This is a genomic window from Pseudomonas fragi (assembly GCF_900105835.1).
Lineage (GTDB): Bacteria > Pseudomonadota > Gammaproteobacteria > Pseudomonadales > Pseudomonadaceae > Aquipseudomonas > Aquipseudomonas fragi.
The window spans coordinates 1051725-1064470 of sequence record NZ_LT629783.1 but is presented as its reverse complement, the minus strand read 5'-3'; the positions used below and the strand labels follow the sequence as shown (position 1 = coordinate 1064470).

The 12746-nt window shown below is 58.6% G+C and carries 11 protein-coding genes and 2 pseudogenes; 2 read left to right on the top strand and 11 right to left on the bottom strand.

Annotated elements, in window-relative coordinates; genetic code table 11:
• Positions 1-8 precede the first annotated feature (8 nt).
• Positions 9-413: a fluoride efflux transporter CrcB gene (gene crcB / locus BLU25_RS04560; RefSeq protein WP_016781206.1), complete on the top strand. Its 405-nt coding sequence runs from the start codon at positions 9-11 to the stop codon at positions 411-413.
• Between the two features lie 63 nt (positions 414-476).
• Here crcB and kch read toward each other — a convergent pair whose 3' ends face one another.
• From kch to BLU25_RS04505, 11 genes and pseudogenes are all read right to left on the bottom strand, one after another.
• Positions 477-1652 (bottom strand): voltage-gated potassium channel protein, encoded by a 1176-nt coding sequence (gene kch / locus BLU25_RS04555; RefSeq protein ID WP_029611453.1) that lies wholly within the window; start codon positions 1650-1652, stop codon positions 477-479.
• 90 nt (positions 1653-1742) lie between these two features.
• Positions 1743-2801 carry a HoxN/HupN/NixA family nickel/cobalt transporter gene (locus BLU25_RS04550; RefSeq protein ID WP_016781204.1) on the bottom strand — a complete coding sequence of 353 codons (1059 nt, stop codon included), beginning with the start codon at positions 2799-2801 and terminating at the stop codon, positions 1743-1745.
• 27 nt (positions 2802-2828) lie between these two features.
• Complete coding sequence (gene yut, locus BLU25_RS04545) at positions 2829-3809, bottom strand: urea transporter (protein ID WP_083369539.1); 981 nt, start codon at positions 3807-3809, stop codon at positions 2829-2831.
• Between the two features lie 203 nt (positions 3810-4012).
• Positions 4013-4975 (bottom strand): urease accessory protein UreD, encoded by a 963-nt coding sequence (locus BLU25_RS04540; RefSeq protein WP_016781202.1) that lies wholly within the window; start codon positions 4973-4975, stop codon positions 4013-4015.
• Complete coding sequence (gene ureG, locus BLU25_RS04535; RefSeq protein ID WP_016781201.1) at positions 4972-5619, bottom strand: urease accessory protein UreG; 648 nt, start codon at positions 5617-5619, stop codon at positions 4972-4974. Before ureG ends, BLU25_RS04540 begins: the two co-directional genes overlap by 4 nt.
• Positions 5620-5684: 65 nt before the next feature.
• Positions 5685-6371 (bottom strand): urease accessory protein UreF, encoded by a 687-nt coding sequence (locus tag BLU25_RS04530; protein ID WP_016781200.1) that lies wholly within the window; start codon positions 6369-6371, stop codon positions 5685-5687.
• 21 nt (positions 6372-6392) lie between these two features.
• Complete coding sequence (locus BLU25_RS04525; RefSeq protein ID WP_016781199.1) at positions 6393-7064, bottom strand: urease accessory protein UreE; 672 nt, start codon at positions 7062-7064, stop codon at positions 6393-6395.
• A gap of 79 nt (positions 7065-7143) precedes the next feature.
• Positions 7144-8862: pseudogene (locus BLU25_RS04520) on the bottom strand (urease subunit alpha).
• 202 nt (positions 8863-9064) lie between these two features.
• A pseudogene (ureB, locus tag BLU25_RS23865) lies at positions 9065-9361 on the bottom strand (urease subunit beta); the annotation flags it as partial.
• 159 nt (positions 9362-9520) lie between these two features.
• Positions 9521-9823 carry an urease subunit gamma gene (locus BLU25_RS04510; RefSeq protein ID WP_016781195.1) on the bottom strand — a complete coding sequence of 101 codons (303 nt, stop codon included), beginning with the start codon at positions 9821-9823 and terminating at the stop codon, positions 9521-9523.
• A 432-nt stretch (positions 9824-10255) separates the two neighbouring features.
• Complete coding sequence (locus BLU25_RS04505) at positions 10256-11356, bottom strand: FUSC family protein (RefSeq protein ID WP_016781194.1); 1101 nt, start codon at positions 11354-11356, stop codon at positions 10256-10258.
• A gap of 315 nt (positions 11357-11671) precedes the next feature.
• Here BLU25_RS04505 and BLU25_RS04500 point away from each other — a divergent pair, with 315 nt between their 5' ends.
• Positions 11672-12580 carry a LysR family transcriptional regulator gene (locus BLU25_RS04500; protein ID WP_016781193.1) on the top strand — a complete coding sequence of 303 codons (909 nt, stop codon included), beginning with the start codon at positions 11672-11674 and terminating at the stop codon, positions 12578-12580.
• The last annotated feature ends 166 nt before the right edge of the window (positions 12581-12746 follow it).

The window sequence follows — 12746 nt, the reverse complement described above, 5'->3', positions numbered from 1 at the left end:
CAAACCCCATGTTGAACATGATTATTCTGATTTTCGTTGGCGGCGCATTCGGCGCCATGTGTCGCGAGTTTGTCATGCTGTCGGTGCCGCGCCTGGCTGACGGTTTTCCGATGGATATCTTCGTCGCCAATATCGTCGCCGCGTTTCTGCTGGGCGTGGCCACGTCGCTGTTCAAGAGCAACCGGATCAATCAGTACGTACATGTAATGGTCGGCACCGGAATCATGGGCGGGCTGTCCACGTTCTCCAGTTTCGTCTTTGGCGCCGTCGAGATGATGCAAGACCCGGGCAGTGTTTTTGTCTCCATCTGCTATCTGGTGATCAGCCTGGTGATCGGCTTTGCCGCTGTTGAGCTGGGCCTGGCGGCCGGGGCCAAAGTGACTCCGCTACCTGCATCCGATACGCCGCAATAGATCTTTGCAACACCCATGAAAAAGCCCTCGTCAGAGGGCTTTTTTTGTTGCCTGCATAAAGGTTCAGGCCAGCGACGTACGCTTGCCGAAGAACATCTCGGTGATCAGGTCATTGTTGATTTGGTCACCCTGCAGGGTGCGCACCAGCAGTTCACTGCCCAGCAGCGGCAACGACAACACCATCGTCGGGTTGACGCGTTTGACCTTGGGCATGTTCCGCGTTTCGTTGACCAGCGCGATGATCTGGGTGTCGTCGCCAGCCACTTCCTTGGCCGCAAGGATGGTGAACACGTTTTCGGCATCGCTGTCGCACAGGGTGACGATGTACTTGGCGTCTTCAGCACCGGCCAGTTTCAGGGTCGACGCCGCCGACGGGTCACCTTCAATGATATCGGCCTTTTCCGGCAGGTCGTGCTGGCTGCCGGCAGCGCACACCACGGTGACATGCTCGCCACGATCGGTCAGGCCTTTGTAGACGTTTTGTGCCAGGGAGCCAACGCCAACGAGGATGTAGTGATTTTTACGCGCCATATGGGTAATCCTGCCTTTAACAATGCGTTGGATGTTGTTGCTGATCAGCGGGCCGGCAATGGACGCCACCGAAATCGCGAAGATGGTGATGCCCAGTATGATCACCGTCAGGGTGAAAAAACGTGCATCAGTGGTGTGCGGGACAATGTCGCCAAAGCCTACGGTGGACATCACCACAATGGCGAAGTAGAACGCTGAGGGCAGGTCCGTCACGGGTGGTGCAAAGCCGTCACCGATGTAGAGCGTGCCCAGGGTGCTGTAGACGATCAGCGAGGCGATGCTGACCACCGCAAAGAAGCTGCCCGAGGCCAGGCTGTAGTGATCAAAACGGCGCCAGTAGAAGCCCAGTACGGCAATGGTGAACACCGAGAAGAAGGTCACGCCGTCAGGTTTTTTCAAAATGAAAAAATCCACGCAGACGGTGGCCACCAGCAGCAGCAGGGAAAAAAACCAGCTGATACGCGACTTGATCAGCAACCCCAGTGACATCAGCAACAGCACAAGCCCCACGACGAAACCGGGGATTTCCAGCAAGGCCAAAAAGCTTAATGCCTCCTTCCAGGTATCAAATGAGCCGGACTTGGCGTTGGCGTGGGCAACACCACGCTCCAGCACCGGCAAAAACAAGAGAAAGCCGTTGATCGCCACCAGCAGGGCGACTCCATAGGCAAAGGAGATCCGATTTTTTACGTCCTGTAATAAAGTCATGGCACCTACGACGCGTCTGTTAAAGGGTGAGGGGAGTGTAGGTCAGGTTTTTCGGGCTGCCACCTGCAGCCCGTGTGCTTGAGCCTTGTCTCAGGCATTGGCTGGCAGTTGGTCATAACCGCGGATGTAGTAGTTAAGGGCTGAAATCAGCCAGCACAGGACAAACATGCCAATGATCCAGTAGCCAATCTCGCCGAAGTTTTCACTGATGGCATTGATCGGCGTCCATATCCCGCCCGTGAGTTGCAGTTTTTCGGCAATCAGCCCCAGCGCTTCGACGCCGCCGATAAACAGAGCAACCACCACCGAGGCGGCGGTGATGGTGATGTTGTAGTAGAGCTTGCGTACCGGTTTGGAGAATGCCCAGCCGTAGGCGCCGATCATCACGAAGTTGTCCAGCGAGTCGATCAGGGCCATGCCCACGGCGAACAGCACCGGGAACACCATGATCGACCACAGGTTGATGCCGTGGGAGGCGCTGGTGGCGCTGATGCCCAGCAGGCCGATTTCGGTGGCGGTGTCAAAGCCCAGGCCAAACAGAAAGCCCACCGGGTACATGTGCCAGCTTTTGTTGACCAGGTTGAACACCCGGCCAAAGACGCGCGCCATCAGGCCGCCCGGGTTGGTGGAAATAAGGTCCAGCTCCTCGGGGGGCAGGGAGTGGCCGGCCTTGACCTGTTTGAACTTCCTGTACACCGAAATCAGGATCACCAGGTTGAGCACACCGAACAGCAGCAGGAATACCGAGGACACCAGGGTGCCGATCAGGCCACCCGTCTCGTGGAACCATTCCATGTCGTCCTTGAAGGCCATTGCCGTGGCCGCAATCGCGAAAGAGGCGAGCACCACAATGGTCGAGTGCCCCAGGGAGAACCAGGTGCCTACTGCGATCGGGCGTTTGCCCTGTTGCATCAGCTTGCGGGTGACATTGTCGATGGCGGCGATATGGTCGGCATCCACGGCGTGGCGCAGGCCGAAGCCGTACGCCAGCAACGCGGTACCCATCAGCACTGGGTTGTTGCCGAACTCGGCAAAGGCCCAGGCCCAGGCGAGGAGGTTGGCCACGATCAAGCCGGTCAGCAGATAAATGGCGCGCCGCGTGGTGTTCGACGGTGCCGCATTTGTCAGGGGGTGGGCAATCGCGGTCATGGAAACGCTCCGGCAAAAGGATCGAAATTATTGGCGGTGGGCCGGCATCACGTCTTGGTTAGGCACCAGGAACAACCAGGATGCCAGTACAAAAGGCATGGTCAGGGTCGGGATGCCAATTGGGGCCAGTACTGTATTCAAGGCGCCCTGTACAAATACAGTGAAAATCACCCCGATCAGGGTGTAGATAAGCACGCGCCAGCTGGGCTTGTTGAAGGTCGATCCGAGGGCGATGGCGGTCAGCACAGCGCTGAAGGCATACAGGCCGTTGTTGATGCTGGCGTGTTCGGCTTGCAGGACCACGGCCACCAGCACTGCCAGCAGCGAGCCCAGCAGGCCGAACACCGCTGCCCACAACGACGACACCGCAAGCCCGGCGAGGAACAGCACGCTGCCGAGCACGGTGCTGATCAGAAACACTTCCGAGATCCCGTAGAAGGTGCTTTTGAACAGGTCGATGCCGTCGAACAGGCTAGTGTTGTACGCGACCAGATCGTGGGGCAGGTTGGGTACGGGCAGGGCGCTGGAAGTCAGGCCGCCAAAGGCGTAGCTGGCCAGCAGCATGGTCCAGGTCACCAGCACGAAGGGGGCGGTGAGGGCGGCGACTTTCCAGGTTTTTAGAATATCGGCAATGCAGATGGTGACGATTACCGAGACCACGCTGCCGAGGATGATGCACAGCCACAGGATGGGGCTCACGGCGAGAAAGGTCGGCAGGGCAGCACCGACCAGGCAGCCGTTGTAGCCGTACAGGCCGGCCTTCCAGGAGGTGCGGTCCTTGAGGTGCATGCCGGTAAAGGTGGCCACGGCGGTGCCCAGCACACTGCCGAAGGCCATGGCCGGAATGCCTTCACCAAATGCGCCGACAAAGATCGCGGCAAAGAACAGCAGCCCGGTGAGGGGGTTGTTCTGGAACATGACCTGAGCACAACCGCGCAGGGTGACGTCGATAAATTCAAGGACGACATTGCCATCCGCGATTTTCGACCACTTGGATGCAGCTTCCATATTGACTCTCCCGATTGAGCATTTGGCCAGGATCAGCTTGCGTAGCAGCTGCCGTAGGAACGAGGCTGCGTTCGGCTGCGAAGCAGTCGTAAAATCAGACACCTGCGCTGTGTCAGCTAGTCTCTGATTTCAGGTTTTGCGGCCGCTACGCGCCCGAACGCAGCCTCGTTCCTACGGCAGCTGCTACAAAAGCCTCGATCTTTTTACTTCCACAAAAACGCCGGCTGCAGAGTCACGCCAAAAATTTCTTCGCGGGCCACCTTCCAGAACTCGCGAATCTGCGCCTTGACCTCGCCACTGTCGTTGCCCAGCACCTTGAAGATCAGCCCGCAGTCGTTGGGCAGGCGGGTCACGCCGCTGGCCAGCCCGGCCTCCATGTCGAACAGCGCCGGGATGCGTTCCACGATCCGGTCGTGATGTTCCTTGGGCGTGAGCAACACCACGTTGCCGAACACATCGAAGGTCTGCATCACGCCGATGGCGTCCAGGCTCTCCTTTTTGGGCTCAAGAATGTACTTCTCGACAAACAGCTCGCGGCCTTCGAGGTTCTCGGCACGCACCCGTGAGGAGTACACGTCAAAGCCGAAACGCTCATCCACATGGTGGTACTTGCGCCCCGACATCAGGGTTTCGCAGTAGATGACCGTCGCCGTAGGGTGGATCCTGATTTGCGTGTCTGTGATAAACCGTGCATTGCGATGGGGGATCAGCGGGTCGGGCATGAACTCCAGGTAGCCGTCAGCCTCGACGGTGAAGTGCTGGATTTGCGAGGCGTAGTTGGCATTCATCGAATGCACTTTGGTTGCCGACTGGGTGGTGACGTGCCCGCAGGCACCCACCCCCACGTTGACGTCCGTGGCCAGGCGGTCGCCCTGCAGTATGCAACCGGAGGTTGAAATCATGGTCACGCACGGCAGCTCGGGCATCTCTTCGTCCCAATACAAGGCCCGCTGCACCAGCGACGGCACGCGGCGCTCCATATCGGCCAGCACGCTGCGATTACCGCGCTTTTCAAAACCCAGGCGCAAGTAACCGCTTTTGCCCACGGCACCGCTGTGCATTTGCGCAGGTTCGTCCTGGTACTGCGACAGCTCCGGCGCATCAATGCCGAGTGAGTGAGCGCGTAGCCGTGACGGGTTGTTCACGATCTGGCTCTGCGCTGTCATGCACTGACCCCGCTTTTGACCGCCGGTTTTTGTGCGAACAGGAACATGTGCTCGATCATGTCTACCAGCTCTTCAATGCCCTGGCCGGTCTTGCAGTTGGTGAGGATATACGGGCGGTTGCCGCGTACCACTTTGGTGTCGCTTTCCATCACGTCCAGGCTGGCGCCGACGTAGGGGGCCAGATCGATCTTGTTGATGATCAGGATATCGGCCTGCACCAGGCCCGGGCCGTTTTTGCGCGGGATCTTCTCGCCTTCGGCCACGTCGATCACATAGATATAAAAGTCGGCCAGGGCCGGGCTGAAGGTCAGGGTCAGGTTGTCACCGCCGCTCTCGATCATGATCAGGTCGCTGTCGGGGAACTTCTCTTCCATTTCCTCGACCGCCGCAATGTTCATGCTCGGGTCTTCACGCACTGCGGTGTGCGGGCAGGCGCCAGTCTCGACGCCGAGGATCTTGTCTTCGTCGAGGATGCCCTTGAGGGTGCGCTTGACCTGCTTGGCATCTTCGGTGGTGACGATATCGTTGGTGATGATCAAGGGCTTGTAGCCACGGTTGATCAGGATCGGGGTGATCACTTCGATGATCGCGGTTTTACCTGAACCGACCGGGCCGCCAATACCAATACGAGTAATCTTTTTCACGGTTATTTCCTTACCAGATAGGGGAGCTGAAGCTGCGTCGACACACGCCGACGCAGCCCGGGGTGTCAGTTCATAAATAGCCGTACATGCGCCTTGACGTGTACGGCGGCGAGCACATCGACAATCGGGACATAGGAGGACATCTGCTCGATATCGCCGATTTCGGCGATATCACAGAAGGCTTCAATGTCGTGGTTGAGTTCAAAGAGGATGTGCTGGGTATCCAGGTGAGTGACCCGCATCAGGCGCATGGCGGCACTGAGGATGGTCATGGCCACGCCGTACTGGTGCATCACCACCACCTCACGGGCACCGATGCCCTGGGTCGACATCACCACGGCCTGGGTGACGGGGTAGGTGCCTGCCGCGTTGCCGGCCTTGATCTGTTCAAGCCACCAGCGCACCAGCGGTTTTTCCACGACATGGATCGACATCTCGGCGAGTTTTTTGCCCATGCGCGTGGCCATCAAGCGGCTTTCTTCGTTGAGCTTGCGGTTATTCACCGCCCAGTCGGCGCGCAAAATGCCGTCGCGGTCTTCAGCCACGGCAGCCCGATGCGCAGCGACCACGCCCATGCCGTCACAGCTGGCCGCCTGCTTGAGGGCGGTAAGCACAAAACCCTTGAGGGTCGCGACATCGTGAACGATGCCTTTTTGAATGGCCGATTCCACGCCATTCGAGAACGAAAAGGCACCCACTGGCAATACGGAGTCGCCAAACTGCATGATGCGAATTAGATCGGATGCGTTCATCTATGCGCCTTCTTGCCGGGTTCAGTGCTTATGGCTGTGGAACGTATGGCCGTTGTCGTGACTGTGACTGTGTGCGTCATGGCTGTGCACGCCCTGGATCTTCAGGGCTGCAGCGTCCAGCTTGTCTTGCGGGCTGGCCACGTGAACATGGGTGTCGGTTTCTTCGGCACCGCCAAACAGCAGGCGCGCCTCGGATGTGGTGAGCAGTGGCAGGATTTCGGCGCCGCCAACAAAGGCGTACGGCAGGTGTTGAAAACCGTGGGTGCGCATCACCGAGTCCATCATCTTGGTTTCGACGGTGAGCGGGATGTAGACCTCGTTGTTCTTGGTGACGGCTTTCCAGTGCTGGTTGCCCAGGGCATGTCCCAGTTCGAAGCTGGTCTTGATCAGTACGTCCAGGGGTTGCTGCTTGAGCTCGCGCAGGTCGATGACCATGACGTCGCGCAGGTTCAGCTGCACCACCACGGCGGTGTTGGAAGCCTCATCCCACAGCAGCACATCGCCGTCCGAGAGCACTACGTTGCGTTCCAGCGAGATGCCCAGGTCGAGACCGCCGAGGCTGGTGCGACGGCAGCGGCTTTTTTGCGCTTCACGTTGGTCGAGCACCAGCAGGTCAACCTTGGCGCCTTCGAGTTTGTGTTGCCAGTGCGGGTCTTTCTTGGCATTGCCCAAAATGTGTTCAATCAAAATCACGTTGCAAGCTCCTTCCCTGAATCATGTTCCGGGGGTTGCCACCGGGATGCACGCACCCCGGCAGCGGCCCGTTCAGGCGTTAGCCAAAGAAATAACGCTGGTTCATGGTGGCCACGTCGATGGGTTTGCACGTGGCGTGCACACCGTCGACTTTTACCGCGAAGGTTTCCGGGTCAACGTCGATATGCGGAGTCTGGTCGTTGCGCACCAGGTCTTTTTTCGACACGGTGCGGCAACCGCGAACCGCCATGACCTGACGCTCCAGCCCGGCCTTTTCCTTGACGCCGTCTTCCAGTGCCGCCTGCGACACAAAGGTCACGCAAGTGTCTTGCAGGCTTTTGCCGAACGCACCGAACATCGGGCGGTAGAACACCGGCTGCGGGGTGGGCAGGGAGGCGTTAGGGTCACCCATTGCCGCCCAGTTGATCATGCCGCCCTTGATTACCATCTTCGGCTTGGCCCCGAAGAAACGCGGGTCCCACAGCACCAGGTCAGCCATCTTGCCGACTTCCACCGAGCCCAGCACATGGCTGATGCCCTGGGCCAGGGCCGGGTTGATAGTGATCTTGGCCACATAGCGCAGGACGCGGAAGTTGTCGTTGTCGGCGCTGTCTTCCGGCAGCTTGCCGCGGGAGACTTTCATCGCATGGGCGGTTTACATCACCCGCAGCCAGTTTTCACCGACCCGGCCCATCGCCTGGGAGTCACTGGAAAACATGGAAATCACGCCCATGTCCTGCAACACGTTTTCGGCGGCGATGGTTTCCGGGCGTACGCGGCTTTCGGCAAACGACACGTCGGCCGGCACGTTCGGGTTGAGGTTGTGACAGACCATGATCATGTCGAACAGCTCGGCCTGGCTGTTGACGCCGTAGGGCAGGGTCGGGTTGGTCGAGCTCGGCAGCACGTTGCTCTGGCTGGCCACCTTGATGATGTCGGGGGCGTGACCGCCACCGGCGCCTTCAGTGTGGAAGGTGTGAATGGTGCGACCTTCGAAGGCATCAATGGTGTCTTCGACATAACCGCATTCGTTGAGGCTGTCGGTGTGTACCGACACCTGTACGTCCATCTCGTCGGCAGTACGCAGCGCATGGCGCAGTGCGTTTGAGGTTGCGCCCCAGTCCTCGTGAACCTTGAGCCCGGCGACACCGGCGATGATCTGTTCGGCCAGCGGGTCGCGGCCAAAGGAGTTGCCCTTGCCCAGCATGCCGACGTTGATCGGCAGCCCTTCAAGCGAGCGCAGCATCTGGCGGATGTTCCAGGGGCCAGCGGTCACGGTGGTACCGTTGGTGCCGTCGGTTGGGCCGATGCCGCCGCCGAAGAAGGTGGTGATGCCGTTGGACAGCCCGTGGTAGGCCTGCTGCGGCGAGATCAGGTGAATATGGGTATCGATCCCGGCGGCGGTGAGGATCAGGTGCTCACCGGAGATGGCGTCGGTGCTCACACCGACCACCAGGCCCGGGGTGACGCCGCTCATGATGCCCGGGTTGCCGCTTTTGCCGATACCGACGATCTTGCCGTCACGGATACCCACGTCGGCTTTGATTACGCCCTGGATGGCGTCGATGATGGTGACGTTGGTGATCACAAGATCCAGTACGCCGTTGTCGCGGGTCAGAGTGTTGTCTGCGCCCATGCCGTCGCGCAGGGATTTACCGCCGCCGTAAACGGATTCTTCGCCGTAACCGCGCAGGTCCTTTTCAATTTCGACAAACAGGTTGGTGTCACCCAGGCGGATCTTGTCGCCCGTGGTTGGGCCGAACAGGCCTGCGTATTCTTTGCGTGAAATGGTAGGCATCGGTGGCTCCTCTTCTAATGCCGCGCGGGCGTCAGTGGTTCAACGGCGCGTGTGCAAAGTATGAAAATGCGGGTTACTTGTCGTTGACAGGCTTGGACGGCTTGCCCGGCTCGGAGAACTTGAAGCCGTGGTCGCGCGCGCGCTGAATGGCTTGCAGTTTTTCCGGGCGCTCATGGCTGCTGGTCAGTTTGTCGGGTACCCAGCCGTCAACCAGGTTGTTGAAACCGTAGAGGGTTTGCTTGCCACCGTAGGGGATCAACGGCACTTCAATTTCGTCACCCGGCTCGAAGCGGATAGCCGTGGTGGACGAGATGTTCAGGCGCTTGCCGAAAGCGGCAGCACGGTCGAACTCAAGGGCACGGTTGACTTCGAAAAAGTGAAAGTGCGAGCCGATCTGGATCGGCCGGTCACCGGTGTTGCGCACTTTGACTTTGGTGACGGGGCGGTCTTCGTTGAAGGTGATGGGCGTGCTGGCGTAGAGGGTACCGCCCAGTGGCACATCGGCTTCATTGCCCTTGCTGATACCGCCGGGGTTTTTGGCGTGGGGGATGCTGTGGTTCGGGTGGGTATCCTGGTGCGGGCTGTTGGTCTCTTTGGTGCTCATGACTGACTCCTCGAAACGTGGCGGTCTTGCGTTAACCGGGTTCAGGGCAGGTGCTTACTTGATCGGGTCGTGGACCGTAACCAGACGACTGCCGTCGGTGAAAATCGCTTCAACCTGTACGTTGGGAATCAGGTCGCTGACGCCTTCCATCACGTCATCCTTGGTCAGTACCTTGCTGGCCTCGGTCATTACGTCTTCAACCGACTTGCCGTCGCGGGCGCCTTCCAGGGCGGTGACGGTGATGATTGACACGGCCTCCGGGTAGTTCAGCTTCAAGCCGCGTGCCTTGCGCCGGAATGCCACGTCCGACAGGGTGTAAACCATCAGCTTTTCGACTTCTCTGGGGGTGAGCTGCATAAGCCCTCCTATCTGCAGTGCGGTAAGAATTAAAGTTCTGGAGTGCCGCTCAGGCGTGCGCGCATGCAAAACACTCCACACGACGGGGACGTGCGAAGGCAGGGTGACGTTTGAGTGGGGGTGTTTAATGCCTGTTCTCGTTTCATAAGCTCAACCGTTCAAATCCATTAATACGGGTGCGAGGCAGAGCCTAGACCATAATCACCGGGCGGCCAGGCGAGACCGGAACGCGACAAAGAGTCTGTTGACACAAATTGAAAGGCAGCGTTTGCCTGTAAACTTCTTATAAAACAGTTGGTTATGGTGTTTTTGTAACGTTTCAATGCGTTGCTTTTGGCCAGTGATACGTTGTTTAGGTCAGAAAAAACTTCATCTTTAGTGCGATATGTCATCTAAACAGTTAAAGCTGTTCGTCTAAATGAGTAAGCGTTGTTATTTTTCGTCCGGTAATTTGCCGTTTTTAAACAAATGCCGATGGCCGCAGTGATACAGCGCGGCATGCAACTGGTCGTTGAGTTCGGTCAATTGCCGGAGCATTTCCAGGCTCAGCCAGACATAGGCATAGAAGGGTGTTTCGGTGATCTTGCCGTCCAGGCTCTTGAGCACCAGTTCATGCAGGTCGTGGGTTTTCTGCCGTAGCTCGCCACTGATCTGGTTGTTGGAAATACCCTCGCACAGTTTGTTCTGCAACGATTCGAGGGCCTGCGGGATTAGGTGGTGCAGGCCGTTGAGGGCGGGCTCGCTCTCGATCAGCAGGTGGCTCTCGCGCGAAGACCAATAGGCATCGATCATCAGGCTCATGGTGGCCAGCAGGTTGCGGTGCAGGGTTTGCAGGGACTCGAACACCTGTGGCTTGAGGTTGCTCTCGTTGCTGGCGGGGGAGATGTAGTTGCGCAACTTGATCACCGCGTCCAGTTCGTCCTTCAACTGATCATCTAGGTTGGGGCGCTCGGGAATTCGCGGCGAGAAATACTGCGAGTACAGGCTGTTGATCTTGCCCAGGCTTTCGCCGAATTTGATCCGCAGGTCGGTGTAGGCACGCTGCGGGTAGATGCTGGTGTAAAGCATGGCCAGCAAAGACCCCGCCAGCACATAACCGCTGCGGGTGAGGGCCGACTCCATGTCGTTGGGCGGTGCGCAACTGACCACTGCCAGCGTGGCGCCGATCAGCAGGGCCATATAGGGGTGTTTGCCCAGGGTCAGGTAACCGGCGATAAACATCATCACCCCGCACCACAGCAGCATCAGGGCAAAGGAATGCATCTCCAGATACAGCGCCACCAGACCCGACAGCGCGCCCAGCACCGTACCGCCGGTACGTTGCAGCGCGCGGGAAAACACGTTGCCCCAGTAGGGCTGTGGGCCCATGACGATGAGCATGGTGATCAGGGCATAGGAGGCGCCGTCGAGTTTGAAAAACCGGATGACGACAAAGGTAATCAGGAACGCCAGGCTGATGCGGGTAGCGTGAATCCAGCGGTAATTTTTGCAGACCAGTTTTTCCAGATTTGAAATCTTTTTACCCAACTGCATAAAGTCCCCAATCACTGTAGTGGATTGGGCTGGCAGCGTAGTTCAGGTCAGGCGTGTCCACCACTGGGGATGGCTCTATTGCGAGGGGAGGAAAGCGGCAGGCATAAAAAAGGCCATTACCATCATGGGGATCCGGTAATGGCCAAAAATCTCAACCAAAGAGAGCGTCAGGCGCAAACCTGACGAGCGGCAATGTATCAATCCCACTCTTAGTTAGCTAGCTAAGGGTGTGCGAAACTGTTTTACCTGCTGCGCAACAATGGTGCATTACAGGCTGGCTAGGCAGGGGCAGCGTTAGCCGATACCCTTTGGCCCATGCAAATACCTGACTTGAATCTGCTGGTTGCCTTGAATGTCTTGCTCGAAGAAGGCTCTGTGGTGGGCGCGGCCCGGCGCATGAACCTGAGCGCCCCGGCCATGAGCCGCACCTTGACCCGCATCCGCGAGGTCTTGAACGACCCCATTCTGGTGCGTTCGGGGCGTGGGCTGGTGCCAACGCCGCGTGCACTGGAGTTGCGTGAACAAGTGCGCGGGGTGGTCGAGCTGGCGCACGGGGTGTTTACCCAGAGCCAGAACAGTGATTTGCGTGAGCTGGAGCGAACATTCAGCATTCGCGCCAATGACGTATTTTTTGGCGTGTATGGCGCAGCATTGCGCCAGCAAATGGCCCTGGACATGCCCAAGGCCACGTTGCGGGTGGTGCCTGAGGGCTTTACCGATGACGAGGCGCTGAATGAAGGCCGCATTGACCTGACTATCTGCGCCACTAACCGCTTCAGCTCGGATATCAAGGTACAAAGGTTGTTTACCTGTCCGTTTGTGGGGTTGGCGCGGCAAGGGCATCCGATTTTCGATGAGCCCATTACGGCCCGGCGCTTTGCCGGTTTTGACCATATCAGCGTGTCACGCAGGGGCCATGCCCGCGGGCCGATTGACGCGCTGCTGGCCGAGCTGGGGCTGGAGCGGCGGGTGTCGTTCACCACGCCGACGTTCTACTCGGCGATTTTTGCCCTGGCCGGGGAGGACCTGATCCTGCCGCTGATGCCCCAGGTGCTGCTCAAAAACCTGGAGCCACTTGGCCTCAAACTGCGCCCGTTCGAGCTCCCGATCACCTTGCAACCGGTGGATATTGTCCAGGCCTGGCATCCGCGGCTGGACAACGATCATGCCCACCGCTGGCTGCGTCGCACCCTCAAGACCTTTTGCGAGAATGCCGTGGTATAGGCCTCAACCCTGTGGGAGCGGGCTTGCTCGCGATGGTATCTACGCGGTTATCCAGACAAACCGCAGCGCCTGCATCGCAGGCAAGTCAGCTCTCACAGAACATAATGCTCAGCCGATCATTGCGTCTGACGCACTCCACAGTTAGTTATTTATCAATTTTTATAGC